Source organism: Candidatus Symbiopectobacterium sp. 'North America' (assembly GCF_015762685.1).
GTDB lineage: Bacteria > Pseudomonadota > Gammaproteobacteria > Enterobacterales > Enterobacteriaceae > Symbiopectobacterium.
In genome coordinates this window covers 1-20,953 of record NZ_PEHF01000009.1, presented here as the reverse complement: position 1 = coordinate 20,953, position 20,953 = coordinate 1, and the positions used below count along the sequence as shown (strand labels likewise).

The following is a 20,953-nucleotide window of genomic DNA, read 5'->3' as shown; positions in this document are numbered from 1 at the left end:
GAGAGCGCGAGAATGTATTTGTTAGCACGCTATTTATTATTTGAATAAGCATCATTGAGAGGCATAGGGAACCGTGGAAAATAACGCTACTCGCCAAAATGCTATCACTCTCGCAGACCATCATGACGATTTGAGTGTTTTGCGCCGCGCCTTTGCCTTGCCTCCCATTGCTTATATCGATATTACGCATCAGGCGCGTCTGACACAGATGATGGCGCGTTGGCACATTTCCCCGCCCCTGAATCACAGCACACAGAACCACAAGGATAAAAGGCATGCCGGTGATTGCGATGCAGGGGATTCGTGGCGGCGTTGGGACAACGTCGCTGACGGCAGGTTTAGCCTGGGCACTGGAGCAGCTTGGCGAACCAGTGCTGGCTATTGATTTCTCACCGGACAACCTGCTGCGCTTTCATTTCAATATGCCCGCGTCCAGCACGCGCGGCTGGGCACGTGCCGAGCTGGACGGCGACGCCTGGCACCGCGGTGCCATGTAATATCTACCCAAACTGGCGTTTATCCCTTTTGGTACACTCGCGCCGCAAGAGCATGAAACATTGGCCCTGCGCCTGCAACACATGCCTTCTTTTTGGCGTGACAATCTGCGCCATCTCGCCGGGCTTGGCCGCTACCGGTGGGTGTTGCTCGATCTGCCCGCCGGGCCTGCCACGCTGGCCGTTCAGCAAGCATTGGCACAGGCAGATACCGTGTTTACCGTTATTGTGCCGGACGCCAATTGTCATATCCGTCTGCACCAGCAAACGCTGCCCGCCGACTGCCATTTTTTAGTGAACCAATTCGCCACCATCAGCACATTACAGCAAGACCTGCATCACCTGTGGCTGCACACCCTGCCTAACCTGCTGCCACTGGTCATCCACCGCAATGAAGCGGTGGCCGAAGCCCTCGCCAGCAAACTGGCCACCGGAGAGCACAGTCCGCAAAGCCTCGCCGCCGAAGAGATGCTGACATTAGCCAACTGGTGCCTGATCAATCTGACAAGGGAGGCACCATGAGCACTGTGCTCAATCTGCTGCTGGTGCCCCCGGCCTATTCAGCAATACGCCAGCGCTACCGTGACTATCTCAAACAGGGGGCCACCCTGTTCACAGCCGGCATGGGTACGCTGTTGTCAGTGCTGGCCTGGACGTTTTTACGCCTGGAGTCACCCAGTTGGCAACGGATTCGTAGCCAGAGTGCCTTCTGGTTTCCCCATATTTCACCGCATCGGCCTCGCCCCGCCGATCCTTTGCGCTATCTGGCACAGGGGCTATGGCTGTTAGTGGTGCGTAACGGGCAAATCCCTGCTGCCCGGCGTAATCTGTTTTCGGCCCTGCCGCGCTGGCGTCAGCGCTATCTCAATATGATGCAACAATTGCCACAGCGCATGGGTATCCAAGAGGCGTCCACAGATACACAGAAACTACCCATCTCATCGTTGGAAACGCTGCTGCTGATTCTCCTCGCCTTTGCCACCACGGTGCTAGCGATATTGTGTATTACCCAGCCGCTCGACTTGCTGGCGCAGTTTGTGTTTATGCTGCTGCTGTGGGGCATTGCCATGTTGGTCCGTCGGGTACCAGGACGGCTGCCGACACTGATGATGATCGTGCTGTCGCTAACCGTCTCCAGCCTCTACCTGTGGTGGCGTTATACCTCCACCCTCAACTGGGACGACCCACTCAGCCTGATCTGTGGCTTGCTGTTACTGCTGGCAGAAACCTACGCCTGGATTGTATTGGTGCTCGGCTTCTTCCAAACCATTTGGCCACTCAACCGTCAGCCTACGGCACTGCCCGAAGACAGCCGGGAATGTCCCACCATCGACATCATGGTGCCGACCTACAATGAGCCGATGAGCGTAGTTAAACCCACGCTGTACGCGGCATTGGGGATCGACTGGCCGAAAGATAAAATCAATATCTACCTGCTCGACGATGGCAATCGCAAAGAATTTAAGGCGTTCTCCAACAGCGTCGGCATACATTACATCGCACGCCCGACGCATGAACACGCCAAAGCGGGCAATATCAACCACGCGCTGAAACAGGCGCACGGTGAGTTTGTCGCGATCTTTGACTGTGACCACGTGCCGACGCGCTCGTTCCTGCAACTGACCATGGGCTGGTTCCTCAGGGACCGCAAGCTGGGTATGTTGCAAACGCCGCACGCCGAATGAAGGCACGTTGTTCTACGGGCTGGTGCAGGACGACAACAACATGTGGGACGCCACCTTCTTCTGCGGCTCCTGTGCCATTCTGCGCCGTACCGCCCTGGATGAGGTGGGCGGCATTGCCGTGGAAACCGTGACTGAAGATGCGCACACCTCACTGCGTTTACACCGACGCGGTTACACCTCGGCCTATATCCGTATCCCACAGGCCGCCGGGCTTGCCACCGAAAGCCTGTCGGCGCACATCGGCCAGCGTATCCGCTGGGCGCGCGGTATGGTGCAGATTTTCCGTCTGGACAATCCGCTGTTCGGCAAAGGGCTGAAACTCGGGCAACGCCTCTGTTACGCCAACGCGATGCTGCACTTCCTGTCCGGCATCCCGCGTTTGATTTTTCTGACCGCCCCGCTGGCCTTTTTGCTGCTGCACGCTTACATCATCTATGCACCAGCACTCGCCATCGCGCTGTACGTGCTGCCCCACATGATCCACTCCAGCCTGACCAACTAACGCATTCAGGGCCGCTATCGCCACTCGTTCTGGAGTGAGGTGTATGAAACCGTGCTGGCGTGGTATATCGCTCGACCTACCACAGTAGCGCTGTTCAACCCGCACAAAGGCAAGTTCAACGTTACCGCCAAAGGCGGACTGGTCGAGGATGTACACGTTGACTGGATCATCACCCGTCCTTACCTGTTTCTGGTAGTGCTTAATCTGTTTGGTTTGGCCTTCGGTGCCTGGCGCATGGTGTATGGCCCGCCGGAAGAAGTGATGACGGTGATCATCAGTCTGGTGTGGGTGGCCTATAACATGACGATCCTCGGTGGTGCCGTCGCCGTTTCCGTGGAGGCCAAACAGGTTCGCCAGTCGCACCGCGTTGAAATCGCCCTCCCGGCCGCCATCCTGCGCGCAGATGGATTCCATTACGCCTGCACGCTGCGCGACTATTCCGATGGCGGTGTCGGCATCGAAATGCATGCCGATGGGCTGTTAAAAGAGGGCGACAAGGGATCGCTACTGCTAAATCGCGGCCCGCAGGAGTATGCCTTTCCGTTTGAGGTCACCCGCGCTTTCGGCACCAAGATTGGGCTGAAGATGGTCAACCTTTCGACACAGCAGCATATCGATTTTATTCAGTGCACCTTCGCACGCGCCGACACCTGGGCGCTGTGGCAGGACAGTTTTCCGGAAGACAAGCCGATGGAAAGCCTGGGTGACGTGTTGGCATTAGGGTTCAGAGGCTATTTGCGCATGGCGGATTACGCCCCGCCGCTGATTCGCGGCGTGTTCGTCGCCTTTACCTCTGCCATCGCCTGGTGTGTCTCCTTTATCCCGCGCTATGTCGGGCCGCCCCCGGCATTTGTACCAACGGAACAGGCGTAACGCGATGCAGCGTAATAACGATAACTACATGATGCTAATCATAAAACGGCCAGAGCGGCCCTTAACCGTGATGATGACATGATGACGAAAAAAATAACCTGGTTTACCGCTCTGGCTCTGGGCATGGTGCCGTTATCTCAGGCTGAAACCGCAGCCCCGCCGATCACGCAGGCCAACAATGCTGTGGCCGCTCCCGTCGCCAGTCAGCAGTTGGCGTTTAAGCAACTGGCACCTGCGCCGGGTAGCTTCGCATTGAGGGGAACGTCCCCTGTCGGCTATATCCAGTTTGGTGTGCGTCATGATGAAGTGGTGACGCAAGCTTCACTACAGTTGGAGTTTACCCCCTCACCGGCTTTGACACCGGTCGAATCACATCTCAAGGTTTATCTCAACGAGGTGTTGATGGGCGTGGTTGCCATCACCAAAGAGCAAGTGGGCCAGCCAACACGGACAACCCTACCGCTGGATCCGCGTTATATCACCGACTTTAACCGCGTGCCGCTGGAATTTGTCCCACATTACAATAACATATGCCAATACGCATCCAGCAGTAACCTGTGGCTGAATATCAGCCAAGCCAGCTCGCTCAATTTGCAGATGCAAAAGCTGCCGCTGAAAAACGATCTGTCGTCATTCCCTATCCCGTTCTTTGATGCCCGCGACAACCGGCCGCTTACGCTGCCGATGGTGTTTAATCAGCAACCCGATCTGGGACAGCAGCAGGCTGCCGCGATCCTCGCCTCCTGGTTCGGTGCCCGCGCGCAGTGGCGCGGTCAGTCCTTCCCGGCGCTGTTCAATCAACTGCCCGACAGCCACGCGGTAGTGTTCGCCACCAATGCGCAACGCCCGGATTTCCTGCGTGATTACCCGTCGGTCGATGGCCCGACGGTGGAGGTCATCAGCCATCCGCAGAATCCTTACGTTAAGCTGCTGCTGGTGCAGGGCCGCGATGACAATGACCTGATCACCGCCGTTAAAGGGATCGCACAAGGTAACATCCTGTTCCGTGGACAGAATGTCAGCGTCGATCGCGTTGAGCAACTGACACCGCGCCAGCCCTACGATTCTCCGAACTGGATCCGTACCAATCGCCCGATGACCTTTGCCGAATTGCAACAATACCCTGAGCAATTGCAGAGCAGCGGTATCGATCCCGACCCGCTGATGATGACGCTGAATTTGCCGCCGGACCTGTTTCTGATCCGCAGCAAAGGTATCGATATGCACCTGAAATATCGCTATACCGCGCCGCGCACGCTGGATGGATCGCGTTTGGCCGTCAACCTGAACAACCAGTTTGTTCAGGCCTTTAATCTGGTGCCCGAACGCGAGAAAAACGCCCTGCTGCTGCGCCTGCCAATTACTCAGGGGCTGCTGGATTCGGATAAAAACTTGTCCATTCCGGCTCTGAAGCTGGGCAGCGTCAACGAGCTGCGTTTTGATTTTGATTACGCCACGGTCACCACCAGCAATATCTCGGCGGATCGCTGCGAAACCATCGCGCCCATCGAAAACCATGCGGTTATCGACGGTAACTCCACCATCAACTTCTCCGGTTACCGCCATTTTATGGCGATGCCGGACCTGCGCGCCTTCGCCAATGCCGGTTTCCCATTCAGCCGGTTGGCCGACTTATCGCAAACCGTGACGCTGATTGATAAAACCCCCCATGCGGAGCAAGTCAGCGCGCTGCTTAATGCCGTCGGCAACATCGGGGCGCAAACCAGCTATCCAGCGTTGGCGCTACAACTGATCAACGACCCGGCACAGCTCAGCCAGGTGGACAAAGATATTCTGTTGATCGGTTCACTGCCTGAATCGCTGCGCGACGAAGCCAAAGTCGGGCTGCTGACTGAAACCACGAAGAGTTGGGTCAAGATGCCGGTACGACAAACCGTGCTGCCGGATGAAGGTTCACCCAAAACGGACGGCAGACCGGACAGCAGAACTGACGTTCGCGCCGAAACCGCCATGGCCACCATTATCGGCACGCAATCCCCCTACTTTTCCCAGCGCAGCATCGTCGCATTACTGGCAGACAGCCCACAGGGCTATACACTGCTCAACAATGCCCTGATCGACAGCACCAAACGCGCCACCGTTTTCGGCTCGGCGGCCGTCATCCGCGACTCGGGCGTCAGCAGCTTGCGCGTGGGGGATATGTACTATGTGGGTCATCTACCATGATGGGAACGCGTCTGGCACGCATTGGCGCTGCACCCGCTCTGGCTGGCCGGCATGTCTACCCTGGTCACGATCATTTTCGCCTGGCTGCTGTGGCGCGGCCTGAAAGTGCTCAGCCGTCGCAGCCTCTCGGCTGACGAGAAGGATTAACCGATGGGTATGCTGTGGCGTGCGCTATTGTTGACGCTGCTGCTGGGCGGTCACGTGTGGCCGCCACAGGCGTCTGTCACTGGCCCGCGTGGGAGCAGTACCAACGTGACTACATCAGCGCGGAAGGGCGCGTTATCGACCCGTCGACACCCAGCCAGATCACCACGTCCGAAGGGCAGAGCTACGGCCTGTTTTTCTCGCTGGTGGCCAATGACTGGGCAATGTTCGAAAAGCTGCTGCAATGGACCGAAAACAATCTGGCCTACGGCGATCTCAGCGCTCACCTTCCCGCTTGGCAATGGGGAAAAAAGATACCGCAGGCCGATGATTCGCCCTGGGGCATCTTAGATCCTAATTCCGCCTCCGATGCTGATTTGTGGATTGCCTATAACCTGCTGGAAGCCGGACGGCTGTGGCAAAGCCGCCGCTTTCTGACGCTGGGCACGCTGCTGTTGCAGCGTATCGCCCATGAAGAAGTGGCCGAGATCCCCGGTCTGGGCGTGATGCTGCTGCCGGGCAAAGTGGGGTTCGTGCACAGTGACCGTTGGCGACTGAACCCCAGCTACCAGCCACCCCAGTTACTCGCGCGTTTCTCCACTCTAAACGGCCCGTGGAAAGCGATGCGGGCGGTGAATCTGAGGCTGCTGAAAGAGAGTGCCCCCCACGGCTTTTCACCCAATTGGGTAGTTTGGAACAAGCAGCAGGGTTGGCAAGCGGATGAAACCAAGCCCAATATCGGCAGTTACGATGCGATTCGAGTCTATCTATGGGCAGCCATGCTGGCGCAAGAGAGCGAAGAGCGTGCCGCGTTGCTCACCCATTTCCAACCGATGGTGACCCTGACAGCACAATCGGGCACGCCACCCGAACAGCTCAATACCGCGACCGGAAAAGCGCAAGGTACAGGCTCAGTTGGCTTCTCAGCCGCACTGCTGCCGCTGCTGGCCACCAACCCGGTGGCGCGCGATATTCAGCGCCAGCGCTTGCACGACGCAGAGCCCGACAACAACGCCTATTTTTCTGCTTCTCTGACGCGGTTCGGTCAGGGATGGGATGAACAGCGTTACCAATTCAATCAACAGGGTGAACTTCTACCTTCCTGGGATAAGCAATGCGCAACTTCACCATAATAGGCGCTGAATTATTTTCATTAGGCCTGACGCTGGGGCCGATACCGTGACGCCCAGCGCCTTTCTCATGGAGCAAATCAGGCTGGGGGAAGCGAGCAACCGTGAAGATCTGGTGCGACAATCCCTGGCCCGTTTGACGCTGATTGACCCCGACAGCCCGGACGTGATCGCCGCGCAGTTGCGACTGGCGCTGCGTCAGGGCGATCAGGCGCAGGCACGGCAGCATCTGGAAAAGCTACACGGCGTTGCACCAGATTCCGAGCAGTACCGACAGTCAGCGATGATGCTGACCCTCACACAACAGGACACGCACCAGAAGCTGGAACAGGCACGGCTGCAAGCCACCGCCGGGCGTTATGAAGAGGCGAAGAAAGCCTACGACGACCTGTTCCACGGCGAACCGCCGACGCTCGATCTGGCCGTTGAATACTGGCGTCTGGTCGCCCGCCTGCCAGGTCAGGAGCCGGCGGCCATTCAGCAACTGGAAGCGTTGGATAAACGCTATCCCGGCAACGTCAATTTACGGCTGACGCTGGCACGCCGCCTGTTCAGTCAGGATCGCGATACCGAAGGCTATGCGCTGCTGGAGAAACTGGCGGATGATCCGATCGGACGCGGTCAGGCAGCGGGTATGTGGATGGAAATGATTAAGCGCATGACGGTGTCGCCGCAAAGTATCGCGCAACTTAACCATTTTCGCACCGTTTTCGCAGATGATCCCAGCGCAACCGGTGCGCAGCAGGAGCTGGAGCGCCAGCAAAAGTGCTGGACGATCCCGCCTATCAAGCACGGCTGCGCGGGCTGGCAAGCGTCGAGCAAGGTGCCAGCGGCAGCGCGACCATCGCGGATTTGAATAAAGCACTGGCCGAACCCCCCGACGATCCCAACCTGATTGGTGAACTGGGCATGGCCGCGATGCGCAACGGCGATCGCACCAAAGCACTGGCACTGGCACTGTTTGAGCAAGCGAAAACAGCCGACATCAATAAAGAAAACGGTGACAAATGGGACGTGCTCATCAAAAGCACCCGCTGCTGGTTAAAGATTGATGCTGGCTATCGCGCACTGAAAGCCAATAATCTGGCGCAGGCCGAACAGCACTACCAGCAGGCGCAGCAGGTGGACAACAACGATGGTTACGCCCTGAGTGGGCTGGGGGATGTAGCGACAGCGCGTCATAACGATACCGCCGCCAAGCGTTTTTATCAGCAGGCATTGCAACGTGAACCCGCTAACGGCGGTGCGATCCGCGGTATGGCAGCCCTTTATGGCCGTCAATCGCCACAGGCGGCGCTCGCCTATATCAATAACCTACCGGCCGCCCAACAGCGACCGCTGCAAGAGACGTTGACCGCCCTCAAGCGCGACATCACCACCCAGCAAGCCGACCAGTTGGCGGAGCAGGGGAAATGGCCCGAGGCGGCAGAGGCCTACCGGCAGGTCTATCAGCCCGCCGCCGATGATATCTGGTTGCCCTATCACTACGCGCAGGTGCTGCGCCAGCTCAACCAGAATGCACAGGCCGATGACATCATGCAGCGTATGGCCAATACGCCTCCCGCCAGCTCTGAACGCGCTTATGCTTACGCGCTCTATCTCTCCGCGACTGAACGCGAGACACAGGCGCTGACGCATTTGCACTCGCTGCCCGAGGCGCAGTGGAACGACAACATGCGAGAGCTGGCGCAACGGCTCACTATGGAGCGCACGCTGGTACACGTCCAGGCGCTGTATGACGCAGGCAATGAAACCGGTGCCGTCAGCTACCTGCAACAGCAGCCCGCCAATACCCCCATTTCGTTGATGTTGGCAGACTGGGCGCTGCAACGGGGCTACGCCGCCGATGCGTTGGAACGCTACCGTAAGGTGCTGGCGCAGGATGAGCAAAACGCCGACGCCCAGCTAGGGGAAGTGAAAGCGTTAATCGCCATCGGACAGCACGATGAGGCCCGTCAGCGTTTGCAAACGCTAAAAATAGCCGATGACAGTTCGCTCAATACCCAGCGCCGTGTCGCCAATGCCTAGTATGCCGTTAGCCAACCAGACGCTGCAAGCAGCAAAAACCAGCGCGCAGAAAGCACCACCCAGCCAGATTAAAGCGTGGATCTACCGCGATGCGGCACGTTTGGAAACACAGCAGGGACAATCTGCCGAGGCGCAGGCCGATTACCGCCAGGCCATGGTTGCCAGCGGCATCAGCAGCGTGTCGCCACAGGATAACGACAGCTACACCCGTTTGACACGCCCGCAGCAAAATGATGACTGGTTGCAACGCAGTATTCGTGCCGATGCGGCCGACCAGTATCGGCAGCAGGACATCAACGTGACCCTCGGCCACGATTACTGGCGCTCCAGCGACACGAACGGTATGTCCAACCTGAAAGCCCACGACACGATACTGCAAGTCGATTTTCCGCTCTATCAGGGCCGTGGCTTCGTGCGCACCGATACCATTTCAATGAATGCGGGACACTTTAACACCAACAGTAATGGCGCATTCCGTGACGTGTTTGGTACCTGTGCCACGCTGGGCTGCTACAGCGGCAGAACGCAGAAAACCTCAGGCACCGGCGTCGCCGCAGACTGGAAGAACGATCGCTGGACGGCAGATATCGGCACCACGCCCATCGGGTTCGAGGTGGTAGATGTGGTCGGCGGTGTCAGCTACAGCGGCGACTGGCAACAGTTGGGCTGGACGGCCACGGCGTCGCATCGCCCCATCTCCAGCTCGCTGCTAGCTTTCGGCGGTGCTAAAGATCCCATCACCGGCACGAAATGGGGGGGCGTGTGCGCTACCGGTGCCAGCCTGGGATTCAGCTACGATCGCGGTGAAGCACACAGCGTATGGAGCGATTTAAGCTTCCACCAAATCACTGGGAAAAATGTGGCGGATAACCATCGCGCCCGCGCCATGGCGGGTTACTACTATAAGCTTATCAATGAAGATGATCGCCGCCTCACCGTCGAGGCGAACACCATGTGGTGGAGCTACCAGAAAGATCTCAGCGGCTATTCCCTTGGGCAAGGGGGCTAATACAGCCCGCAACAATATGTTTCGTTTGGGCTTCCCATCAATTACCGCCAGCGCACCGAAAACTGGTCATGGGAATTAGGCGGCACCGTCTCTTGGTCTTATGCCAAAACCAAGAATCAGCGCCGTTATCCATTAGGCAGTCTGGTCAGCACCGCCGGGTTAACCGCCGATGAGCGGGATCGCATGGAAACAGGCAGCAGCAGCACAGGGGTAGGCTACACGCTGCGTGCCTTGATCGAACGCCGCCTCACGTCGCACTGGACGCTGGGTGCCGCCATCGATATTCAGTAAGCAAAAGACTACACGCCGAGCCACGGCATGCTCTATTTGCGCTACTCATTCGCAGGTTGGCAAGGAAGTCTGGACAGCCCACCGCAACCACCCACACCGTATTCGGATTTTAAATAGCGCGCAACGCCGCTACGGCAGGCGCAGGAGGGATGATGCGCATCGCCATTTTAGGGGCGGCAGGCAACGCTGGCCGCCTGCTGGCACAGCAGTTGGCCCCTGAGCTTGATGATCACGCTGAGCTATTGCTGGTCGGTCGACGTGACACCCCGCTGGCAGCGCTGTGTGAACAGATAAACCATCAGGCTGGGCGGACTCTGGCACACACCGCCTGCGCCGATTTCAGCGATCTTCCGCGTATGCGCACCGTACTGGCGGGCACGCAGTTGGTGGTCGTCACCGCTGCGCTGGGCGAACACACCGCACCGCTCGCCGCCCTGGTGCTTGAGATTGGGGAAGACTGGCTGGATATTATGCTCTCCAACCCCGCTAAATGGCAGGCGTTGACGGCGCTGGTACCCGCAATGGCGCAACAGGGCCGCTGCTTTATCACCGATGGCGGTTTTCATCCCGGCTTGCCTGCCGCCATGGCACGTTGGGCGGCGAACCGGATAGATGCACTGACGCAGGCAGAAATCTATGCCGCACAGCGTATCGACTGGCAAGCCAGTACACTATCAGATTCCACGCTTGCCGAGGCGCTCGACGAATTCAGCGTCTTTGATATGCACATCTGGGCACACGGTCGCCGCCGCCAGCTGAACCTGTTTGCGCTGCCGAGATTTACTCTTGCTGGACCTATTGGCCAAAAAACCTGCACCCCGATGCCGCTGGGAGAAATGCAGGCGCTTATCGACGCGATACCCACGTTGCAGCGCGCCAACTTTTACATTGCCGGATTTTCCCCGGTGTGCGACTGGCTGCTGCTACCCGCCATTGTGATGTTAACGCGCTGCGGGGCACGCACACTGGCGCTGCGTACTTTGCGCCATATGTTAACGCACCGCGCCTCTTCCCCACCGCCCCATCAGTTGGAAATCACCCTGATGGCGGAAGGGCGCGTCGCGAAGGATAACGTCAGCATGGTACTTTCCCTCTCTGGCAGCGACCCTTATTTGATAACCGTACTGCCTGCGATTGCCTGCATTCGTCAATGGCTGAGCGATGCGCCGTTCCCTCCCGGCTTGCACCATCAGGGAATGATCGTTGAACCGGAACGGTTTTTCTCCGATTTGCACCACACGACGCTGACGTTATCCTCTCGTGTCACCTCTCTCACTGAGTAAACAAGCCACACTTTCCTTACCTCTTCGGCGCAAAAACGGATGGGATGACGCGTTACGTAAACCTCGTCGGGATGCGTGCGTCAAAATCAATAAGAAAAACCTATGACAACAGGTGTGATAATGTGTAGAAGTGAAAAGATCATCAGTGACTATCTTGCCCTCTCCTCGAAAGAGCAGATCGCCTATCTGCGCAGTTTTAATCAGAACCTTGACGCAGAGTTATGCGATTTCTTTCTGTGCATCGCCCTCGACAAAACACAAGAGGCGTCGCTGCGCAAAGAAGCGATGAATGTCATCAGCCTGTTTAAAGGCCATAGCAACGACAATGCCACCAAGAAAGCTTTCTATCATCTGATACGCACGCCGAACGCGGATATTCAGATTCATGCCATCGGCGCATTAGGGTTGATGTACATCGATGAGAACGATCTGCGCTATATCACTCACCTTGCACAGCACAGCACAGCACAGCACAGCACAGCACAGTGAGGATGAACGGGTGCAGGCGGCTGCCAACGCGTTTATCGCCAGCGCGTTGTAAGGTATGACTTATTGATTCGATAAAGACAATGCATTAGCGATAACGATCACACTTTTGTACCTTATGCCTCATACCAACACATGAGGATAACGTGATGTCTGTCATTAACACGCAAGTCAAATCTTTTAAAAACCAAGCATTCAAAGACGGAAAATTTGTCGAAGTTACCGAAAGGGACATCGAAGGCAAATGGAGCGTGTTCTTCTTCTATCCGGCTGACTTTACCTTCGTTTGCCCGACCTAACTGGGCGACGTGGCTGACCACTATGCAGAATTCAAGAAACTGGGCGTAGAAATCTACTCCGTGTCCACCGACACCCATTTTACGCACAAAGCCTGGCACAGCAGCTCTGATACCATCGCTAAAATCCAATACACCATGATCGGTGACCCGACAGGCCAGCTGACGCGTAACTTTTAAAACATGCGTGAAGACCAAGGTCTGGTCGACCGCGGTACCTTTATCGTTGACCCGCAAGGCATCATCCAGGACGTAGAAATCACCGCCGAAGGCATTGGCCGTGACGCCTCCGACCTGCTGCGCAAAGTGAAAGCAGCACAGCACGTTGCCTCTCACCCCGGCGAAGTGTGCCCAGCCAAATGGCAGGAAGGCGAAGCCACGCTGGACGACTCGGCTAAATCCGCTGAAATTCGCGCGTTACTGACGGATATCGCGAGCTTATCGGCGCAGGTGACCTTCAAAAGAAGATAATGCCAGCGCAGAGCGTAAGCCCTCATTTCAGATAACCAATCCCGGCTCTCACAGCGGTCCGCGTTTTGCGGTCTCACCGATGGGCCACGAATTTACTTCGCTGGTGCTGGCACTGCTGCAAACCGGCGACCATCCGGCGAAAGAGGCGCAGGAACTGCTGAAGCAGGTGCGCGACATTGACGGCAGCGACCATTTTGAAACCTTCTATATCGCTGTCGTGCCATAACTGCCCAGACGTGGTTCAGGCACTGAACCTGATGGCGATCCTGAATCCCAAGATTACCCACACCGCGATTGACGGCGGCGTCTTCCAACAGGAAGTGCAGGACCGCAACGTGATGGGAGTGCCCACCGTTTTCCTGAACGGTGAACACTTCAGCCAGGGCCGCATGAGCCTGGGTGAAATCATCGCGATGCTCGACACCAGTGCCAGTGACAAACAGGTGGCCAAGCTCAACGCGCGCGCCGCTTACGATGTGCTGATTATTGGCAGCGGCCCGGCTGGCGCAGCGGCAGCAGTGTATTCTGCACGTAAAGGCATCCGCACCGGCCTGATGGGCGAGCGGTTTGGCGGCCAGGTGCTGGACACGGTGGATATCGAAAACTACATCTCAGTGCCAAAAACCGAAGGTGCCAAACTGGCTACCGCGCTGAAAAGCCACGTTGATGATTACGATGTGGATGTGATTGACCTGCAAACGGCCAGCAAGCTGATCCCGGCCAAGGCGCCAGGAGAACTGCACCAGATTGAAACCGCCTCCGGCGCGACGCTGAAAGCGCGCAGCATCATCTTTGCTACTGGCGCACGCTGGCGCAACATGAACGTGCCCGGCGAAGATCAGTATCGCACGCGTGGTGTGACCTATTGCCCACACTGCGATGGCCCGCTGTTCAAAGGCAAGCACGTTGCCGTCATAGGCGGTGGCAACTCCGGCGTGGAAGCGGCTATCGATCTGGCTGGGGTGGTGAAGCACGTCACGCTGCTGGAATTTACCCCCGAGCTGAAAGCAGACTCGGTATTGCAGGCAAAAGTGCGCAGCCTGCCGAACGTAGACATCATTCTTAACGCGCAGACCACGGAAGTGAAAGGAGACTGACAGAAAGTGACTGACCTGAGCAACCTCAACCGTGTAGACGATACGCAACATTCGCTGGCACTGAAAGGGATCTTCGTGCAGATCGGTTTGCTGCCGAATATCCAATGGCTGGAAGGCAGCGTGGAACGCAACCGAATGGGTGAAATCATCATCGATGCCAAATGCGAAACCACCGTCAAAGGCGTGTTTGCCACCGGTGACTGCACCACCGTGCCTTACAAACAAATCATCATCGCCACCGGTGAAGGTGCGAAAGCCTCGCTGAGTGCGTTTGATTATTTGATTCGGACGGCGTAACCGTCAGAGATTACTGAAAAATCGGTTACTCGCTCTCTTCGCCCTCCATTCCCGCCGTCCATTGTGATTCCTGAGACGGTGGGAACCTCTTTCAGAGGTAATACACGCCTTCTGCCAGCACCCACACACCCCACCAGACAATAGACCAAAATAACCACGCTAACCGTGTAAATCATTTTTGATTGAAAATTTAGCGAGTGGTTTTTTGGTATCTACTCTTTTTACTTAATCGTAGATTATCGTAATACGCAAAAACTAATTTTGTTCTCCCCTGAACACTATCTCTAATGAGACAGTATTTAATTTTTCAAACAACCCGACTATATTACGTTTTTTATAAATTACTCGTCACTTTAATTTAAACAAAAATTAACATGTTGTTTTTTATAATCTAAAAAACATATAAAATGGATTTTATTTCTAATAACTTATATAAATCGAAATTTAATTCTTGGCCTGACTAATCTATGTATCAAATTAACAGCATTATTGTTTTTTAAATATTATTGTACTAAGTTATAAATTCTTGTAACGAGCGCTTAGATAAGTGGCACTCGCTATAAAGCCCAGTGAACTTCCTAAGCTCACATCGTATGACGTTAATAACACCACGAATTATTTTATTCGCCAAAGATTTATTAATGAATTTTAAGATTATTCTTATGACCAAAGGAGGCTGTAATGGGAGATAGTATGTTTTTTGAATATACATCTGATAGTCATTTAAGATTACTGTTACGATTGGATCGCGGAAATGCAGTAAAAAAAGTGATTAGCCGAGTAATATTAAAAAATGACAGAGTGTTGGATGCAGGCACTGGCTTATTGAGTTTTATGGCATTGCAATGTGGGGCAGGGAGTGTAACTGCGGTTGATAACGCTAATCTTCCTATCGCAGAAAAACTGGCAAAAGAGAACGGCTGGGATAATAAAATAACATTCATTAATGCAGATCTCTTTGATAACGACATCCCTGGAATTGAAGGGGAATATGATGTTGTTCTGGGATTTATGTACATGAACAACATCATTCTTGATGAAGAACGAGCCCAAGTTGTGCAACGATTGGCAAATCGTTACGGGAAGCATGATGTTAAAGTTATACCTAATGGCATTCGTTATTCGGCTCAATTAGTTGAGTTCCCAGAAAATGATGTTTTAACTTACCGTTGAGATCTTGATGCTGCCAAGAAACTTCTGGAATCAAACTATGATATGAAGTTCGAGTCGCTGATTCGACAAGTTAAAAATAAGATAGGAATATATCAGGCATGTCCTATTTATAATGGACACTATTCCTGGCAACCAAGCCAGGCTAGCGCTTCAGCGCGGTTTGCAAAAGGCCATTTTAGATCTCTATCTCTACCTGAAGAAATTTCCACATATAGATTACAGAATAAAGATCGTCAATTTGTTGAAACGCCGAAAAATATTAACATAGACGTTTACCAGTCAGGGAAAGTCGATGGTGTCATCTGGCAACAAGAGCTTATTTTTGATGACATCATTATTTGGACAACAGAAACATTTAGCCCGTTCTTAGAGGCAAAAAATGTTGTCTCCGGCGAATCATTAAATATTAACTTGGATAGCGAATGAAAAAGAAACAATATTTTGATATAATTTCCATGCTGATGTAAAAATAATGAATATTTATTCTATAATTTCTAAATCAATTCCTATAAGTGATAATGAATTAGACTCAATCATGCTACCTGCTGATGGATATTATCAAAAATCAGATTTAAATCTTCATAAAATCAATAGTAATATAGCTAACTGTATTCGCGGTAAAATCGCCCCGACAAGCAAATTTATTTTACTCTGGGGGCCTTGCCGGGTAGGCAGTACTGCACTCTTGAATGTTTTCGGTGAATGCAAATTACATGCGTATTACCAGCCCATTAAGGTACTACTTAGAGAAATACTTAACACAGGAAAAATAAAGTCTGATATGCCAGATATTGAGGATATTGCGGTTATTAAGGAGACCTCTGGCCCCTATACGATAGCTGAAAGTATTTTTAATCCGCTTAGTGTCCTCCTTCAGGCAGGCGTAAAGCCTGATCAAATATCTTTAGTTGTCATGCATAGAATGGCTGATGATATGTTAGATTCATGGATAAGAAAATGGGGGGATTAATTAAAAAAGAAAATCTGTACGCCAACTTTTTGCTAGCTCATATGAATGAAAAAAGAATAAAACAGACAGCACTACAACATGGAATTAAAATTTTCTTATATCATTCTACTGGTATTAACAGTTGCAGTAATGATATAAGAAAACTTTTCACAGGATTAGGCCTTTCGCAGCTATACAACGAGGAGTCTATCCGCAACTGGAAGACAATCGACACAAATAAAGGATCGTATAATTCTGTTCTTTTCCCGGAAGAACCACCAAACTTTGAAGTGGATAATTTGCACACACCTATATTTAACTATGGAGAATCTTTTTCAACGATAAACAAAGATACCATTTTAAAACACATTGACCACTCTCTTTTTACTGTTGGAGAAATGAAAGAACTGTATCCACTGGCTGAAAATTATCTTTATGATTTTGAGCTGTAAAAAGGAGACACGGCTTATGGATAATGCTTTGCTGGACGTTATTGAATCCCGATGTGATAGCAGCCTTGATAAGGTTGCTATCACATCAGTTGACCACCATTTTAAATATAGGGATCTGCTTCAGATTAATCATGAGATAACCTCAGCACTCCTGAATTTAGACGTACCAAGATACACATATATCGCCTGTGCCTTCCCGCGGAGACCTCTAGGTGCGATACTGTGTTTATCCGTTAATGAATACTGGGCTGCAATGCCATTGCCTACGAGTCTTCAACATGATTCAGTTTTTGATATATTGCATTTAGTAAGCGTATCAGTCCTGCTTATCGAAGAGTCTCAAACACAGGTATTTAACATTGCCACAAAGATAGGATTTCCTATTGTAATAGTAAATAATCTAGGCAGGGTTATAGGAAAATACCCTGGAAAACTAGGCACTGAGTCACGAAAATTTGAAAAGCATAAAGGATATGCTTTATTAATTCCAACATCTGACTCTACGAGGCACCCTAAATACGTACCCCTTTCCAGCCATAACGTACTATCAGCAGCAAAGGGGATAATCAGTTGGTTTAATCTTACTAAAAATGACAGATGTTTTAACATGATGCCAAGTTATCATGTCCATGAATTAATTAGTGCTACGTATGCAACACTATTAAGCAATGGTACGGTCATTAACAATGATAGATTGACCCCAAATGAAGCGATCAACGAAATTAATGAGAAGCAACCAACATGGTGGACGGGTGTCCCTACTCTCTATGAATCAATCATATCAGCACATGAAACTGGTACTAAAATCGATGAAAATGCAATTAAATCCGTTCGATTTATTCGCGTATCTTCGGCGCCGTTAACAACATCACTTTTTGGGCGCCAGAGAAAGAACAAATTTTCTTCTCCAGTTATTCATTCTTATGGGTTGACGGAAACGACATCACTGATATGTTCACTACCGCTAAATATGCCTGACGATAAGACTACGTCTGTCGGGGTACCTGTTAGTTCTGAAATCAAGATTATTAATAAAAATAATTATACAGTACAACCAGGGGAAAAGGGGGAGATCATCATAAAAGGAGATAGCGTTATGGAGGGCTATCTTGATATTGGCTCTTCTGACATCCAACAGCCCTTTTTGCACAACTCCCGCTGGTTCTGTACCGGTGATGAAGAATATTTTGATCATGATGGTTTTTTACATATAACAGGAAGATTCAAAACCATTATCAGGCGAGGCGGGCACAATGTGTCACCGGCTGAAATCGATGGAATAGTCAACGGTCTAGAGGATGTAGTTAGCTGTTTGGCACTATCAGTACCTCACCCTACATTAGGTGAAGACATTGTCTGCTTATACACGAAAAAAACTTATACTGCATCTAATGAAGCAGTAGTTGATAGTCTATTGCGTTTGCAGCTTTTTGATAAACTAGAAGGCTAAAAGATACCCAGCGTTGTTTTATGTGTTAATGAAATCACAAAAAATTCAGTTGGTAAGCTAGACAGGATCAAAACACAAGAAAAATTTATAAAATCGACAGCATTCAAAACCATTAAGGAAGGCTCCTATCCAGCAACCACTCAAACAGAAAAAACCCTGGTTGCTATATGGCGCAACGCATTAAAGATGAATACCGACATACCAAAAGATGCAAATCTTCTTTTATACGGTGCAGACCCTGTAATAATAAAATCTGTTTTTCATAAAATCAACAAATTAATGTATCTTGATTTAGACATTTCATTGTTTTTTAAATATTCCTCTATTTATGAACAGGGGATGATGATTGATGCATCAATGAATTTCTCGGATCATTACATATGATCGAGATAAAAATTGAGATTACTGATGGCAGACATAAATTCTCCCTTAGCGCTTTTATTGCTCAGATATCACATCATGAAAAGGCAAATTTTTTGGGCGATGCAGACTGTTTTTTCTTTCAGGCAATGAATAACAACCACTTATTTATTGCCACTGAAAATAATAAGATCATTGCATTGAGTGCTATTGACCCTTTATGGCCTGATTTAATCGAAACCAGAACCTGCTTCGTTTTACCAGCCTATCGAGGATTAGGGTTACAAAGGGTCATGCATGAAGTCAGAGCAGTAAATATTCGACAGCGCTGGGGAAACAAGTGTCTTGCTGTTTCTGCGGTCAAACACTCTACGCGGGCAACCCGGGAAAATTTACTGACGTTAGGTTTCAAATTATGGGACACGCCAGATAAAAGGGTATTTGGCCCTTGCATTCATTGCCACGTATTTAGTGCATCTAGAGAAAAAAATTGTTATTGTGATTTTTTCTACGCTGATGAAAATGTCTTAGCGTCTTTATCTGAACGTTTATTAAAACAGCCAGTGAAACTGGTTATAAGCTCAAAAAGCATCGCTGCCATTATCGATTGCAGCTATTTTCATAATCATTTTGATTCATCAAAATAGGATGTAACATGAGTGAATCATCAATTATATCTAAAAAAATATCGCCACCACTTACCGGTGTATTAATTTATATCATTGCTATTTTTCTTATGGCCATCATGGATGCAACTGCCAAATGGCTCACAGGAGCATACCCTGTTTCTGAAATCGTTATGTTTCGTTCTGTTTTCGCATTTGTTACTTTCATGTTTATAATCTACAAATCAAATTCTGGTCTAAATCTTAAATCATCGGCATGGTTTTTTCAGATTACTCGAGGTCTTTTAGTTGCCTTTACAATCGCCAATTTTTTTCTCAGCGCCAGGCATTTACCGCTTGCCAATGTTACTGCAATATCGCTTGCCAATCCTTTTTTCATGGTATTATTCTGTTGGATACTGAAATGGGAAAAAGTTTCCATTGTTAAAATGATGATAATTGCAGTAGGATTTTCTGGCGTACTGCTAGAAATAAATGGGATTGACTTCTCATTTTCTTATTACAGTATGATTGCCGTTCTCTCTACGGTCTTTTATGCGTTAGCTGCTGTTACGACAAAATATCTTTCAACAAAAGACTCTTCTATTGTAACTGCATTTTATACTAACGTGGTGATATTTATTGTATCATTGTTGTTAATATCTGATGAGTGGAAGATACCCAATCTTCATGATTTTACGATTTTTTTATTATGGGTGTTTCTGGCGGGATCAGTAATTATCTGTTCACCGCGGCATTTCGGTTTGCGGATGTATCAACTATCGCACCTCTCGAATATACGGTGCTAATTTGGGCTGCGTTGCTTGGATTTTTTATTTTTGGAGAGATACCAACGGTAATCATGATATCAGGTGCAGCTCTGATCATCGTAAGTGGCATCGCTAATTTGCGCTACCGGACGTAATCGCACGCCGAGGACAGTACAGAAGCAAGCCGTTTTATTCTGGTTTTTACGATCGTGGAATCAATTCTTTTCCTATTCAACGAAGAAGGTTATTCAAATCTCATGCCTTCTTTTATTCGTGCAACATTCGCTTTAGACGTCAGCCTTTCTACTAAAGTAAAGGCAACATTAATTGCCGTTGCCGGGCTCTGCGAAGTAATAATATTTACGTCTACAACAATGGGTTGTTGAATAATATTGACACCCATCTCTGCTAATTGTTTTTGACGCTTGCTGCTCAGATGATACGTCGTGGCATTTCTTCCTTGAAGAACACCGCTCTTTGCTATTGATAACGCACCAACACAGACAGAAGCGATAATTTTATTTTTGGAATCAAACTTGCGAATTAAATCAAGCAGCCGCTCATCGAAAGCATCGTCATAGAAACCAGCTCGGCTCAATCCTCCAGGTATAACAATGGCATCAAAGCTATTTTCATCAATTTCATGCAGTTGATACTGTGGTTCAATAGTGAAATTCCAGGCACATTTAACTTTTTACGTATACCAACGGTTACTAATTCTATTGGTTCTAATCCGTAGGTTGTCGTCCAACCAATAACGTCTGCAAACACACTCGCTTCATACTCTTCTAAACCTTGGCAGAGGAATAAGATAACCTTCTTCATCTCATGACGTCCGTTATGGCTATATATAAAAGGGTCTTCCCCTATCATGGTGACACACACCCTCAATCAAGTATAATTATCTATACTTGTACCTTC

General features: G+C 50.9%; 15 protein-coding genes and 6 pseudogenes. 19 read left to right on the top strand and 2 right to left on the bottom strand.

What is annotated here, in order from left to right; genetic code table 11:
- Window positions 1-73 precede the first annotated feature (73 nt).
- From bcsR to CS369_RS24990, 19 genes and pseudogenes are all read left to right on the top strand, one after another.
- The gene (bcsR, locus tag CS369_RS25000) at window positions 74-385 is read left to right on the top strand and encodes a BcsR/BcsP family cellulose biosynthesis protein (protein ID WP_196905782.1); all 312 of its coding nucleotides are present in this window, start codon (window positions 74-76) and stop codon (window positions 383-385) included.
- Window positions 276-1,016: pseudogene (gene bcsQ / locus CS369_RS01920) on the top strand (cellulose biosynthesis protein BcsQ). Before bcsR ends, bcsQ begins: the two are co-directional and overlap by 110 nt.
- Window positions 1,013-3,554: pseudogene (gene bcsA / locus CS369_RS01915) on the top strand (UDP-forming cellulose synthase catalytic subunit). Before bcsQ ends, bcsA begins: the two co-directional pseudogenes overlap by 4 nt.
- 81 nt (window positions 3,555-3,635) lie before the next feature.
- Window positions 3,636-5,888: pseudogene (gene bcsB / locus CS369_RS01910) on the top strand (cellulose biosynthesis cyclic di-GMP-binding regulatory protein BcsB).
- 56 nt (window positions 5,889-5,944) lie between these two features.
- Window positions 5,945-7,018, top strand: a complete 1,074-nt coding sequence (gene bcsZ, locus CS369_RS01905) for a cellulose synthase complex periplasmic endoglucanase BcsZ (protein WP_244664714.1) — start codon at window positions 5,945-5,947, stop codon at window positions 7,016-7,018.
- Window positions 7,019-7,085: 67 nt separating this feature from the next.
- Window positions 7,086-10,460, top strand: a pseudogene (gene bcsC / locus CS369_RS01900) (cellulose synthase complex outer membrane protein BcsC).
- Window positions 10,461-10,492: 32 nt separating this feature from the next.
- Window positions 10,493-11,626, top strand: coding sequence for a hypothetical protein (locus CS369_RS01895; protein ID WP_210769474.1), 1,134 nt, complete (start codon window positions 10,493-10,495; stop codon window positions 11,624-11,626).
- Window positions 11,627-11,746: 120 nt separating this feature from the next.
- Complete coding sequence (locus CS369_RS01890; RefSeq protein ID WP_196905779.1) at window positions 11,747-12,115, top strand: hypothetical protein; 369 nt, start codon at window positions 11,747-11,749, stop codon at window positions 12,113-12,115.
- A 146-nt stretch (window positions 12,116-12,261) separates the two neighbouring features.
- Window positions 12,262-12,801: pseudogene (gene ahpC, locus CS369_RS01885) on the top strand (alkyl hydroperoxide reductase subunit C); the annotation flags it as partial.
- Window positions 12,784-14,273: pseudogene (gene ahpF / locus CS369_RS22855) on the top strand (alkyl hydroperoxide reductase subunit F); the annotation flags it as partial. The pseudogenes ahpC and ahpF, both read left to right, overlap by 18 nt.
- Window positions 14,274-14,954: 681 nt before the next feature.
- A complete protein-coding gene (locus tag CS369_RS01865; RefSeq protein ID WP_196905775.1) occupies window positions 14,955-15,446 on the top strand; it encodes a class I SAM-dependent methyltransferase in 492 nt (163 codons plus the stop codon).
- Window positions 15,447-15,488: 42 nt separating this feature from the next.
- Window positions 15,489-15,872 carry a hypothetical protein gene (locus tag CS369_RS01860; protein WP_196905774.1) on the top strand — a complete coding sequence of 128 codons (384 nt, stop codon included), beginning with the start codon at window positions 15,489-15,491 and terminating at the stop codon, window positions 15,870-15,872.
- Window positions 15,873-15,918: 46 nt separating this feature from the next.
- On the top strand, window positions 15,919-16,416 hold the full coding sequence (locus CS369_RS01855) for a hypothetical protein (protein ID WP_196905773.1): 498 nt from the start codon (window positions 15,919-15,921) through the stop codon (window positions 16,414-16,416).
- Window positions 16,392-16,847, top strand: coding sequence for a hypothetical protein (locus CS369_RS01850; protein ID WP_196905772.1), 456 nt, complete (start codon window positions 16,392-16,394; stop codon window positions 16,845-16,847). Before CS369_RS01855 ends, CS369_RS01850 begins: the two co-directional genes overlap by 25 nt.
- Before the next feature lie 16 nt (window positions 16,848-16,863).
- The gene (locus tag CS369_RS01845; protein WP_196905771.1) at window positions 16,864-18,297 is read left to right on the top strand and encodes an AMP-binding protein; all 1,434 of its coding nucleotides are present in this window, start codon (window positions 16,864-16,866) and stop codon (window positions 18,295-18,297) included.
- 3 nt (window positions 18,298-18,300) lie between these two features.
- Window positions 18,301-18,681, top strand: coding sequence for a phosphopantetheine-binding protein (locus tag CS369_RS24995; RefSeq protein WP_374191016.1), 381 nt, complete (start codon window positions 18,301-18,303; stop codon window positions 18,679-18,681).
- Entirely contained in the window at window positions 18,678-19,304 is a 627-nt protein-coding gene (locus tag CS369_RS01835; RefSeq protein WP_196905769.1) for a GNAT family N-acetyltransferase, read from the top strand. Before CS369_RS24995 ends, CS369_RS01835 begins: the two co-directional genes overlap by 4 nt.
- Window positions 19,305-19,312: 8 nt before the next feature.
- Window positions 19,313-20,071, top strand: a complete 759-nt coding sequence (locus CS369_RS01830; protein WP_196905768.1) for a DMT family transporter — start codon at window positions 19,313-19,315, stop codon at window positions 20,069-20,071.
- Window positions 19,975-20,187 (top strand): EamA family transporter, encoded by a 213-nt coding sequence (locus CS369_RS24990; protein ID WP_196905767.1) that lies wholly within the window; start codon window positions 19,975-19,977, stop codon window positions 20,185-20,187. The genes CS369_RS01830 and CS369_RS24990 overlap by 97 nt, the downstream gene beginning before the upstream one ends.
- Window positions 20,188-20,276: 89 nt before the next feature.
- Here the strand turns inward: CS369_RS24990 and CS369_RS01820 are convergent, their stop codons facing one another.
- Window positions 20,277-20,672 (bottom strand): DJ-1/PfpI family protein, encoded by a 396-nt coding sequence (locus tag CS369_RS01820; RefSeq protein WP_244664717.1) that lies wholly within the window; start codon window positions 20,670-20,672, stop codon window positions 20,277-20,279.
- Window positions 20,627-20,905 carry a hypothetical protein gene (locus tag CS369_RS22850; protein WP_244664713.1) on the bottom strand — a complete coding sequence of 93 codons (279 nt, stop codon included), beginning with the start codon at window positions 20,903-20,905 and terminating at the stop codon, window positions 20,627-20,629. The genes CS369_RS01820 and CS369_RS22850 overlap by 46 nt, the downstream gene beginning before the upstream one ends.
- Window positions 20,906-20,953 lie beyond the last annotated feature (48 nt).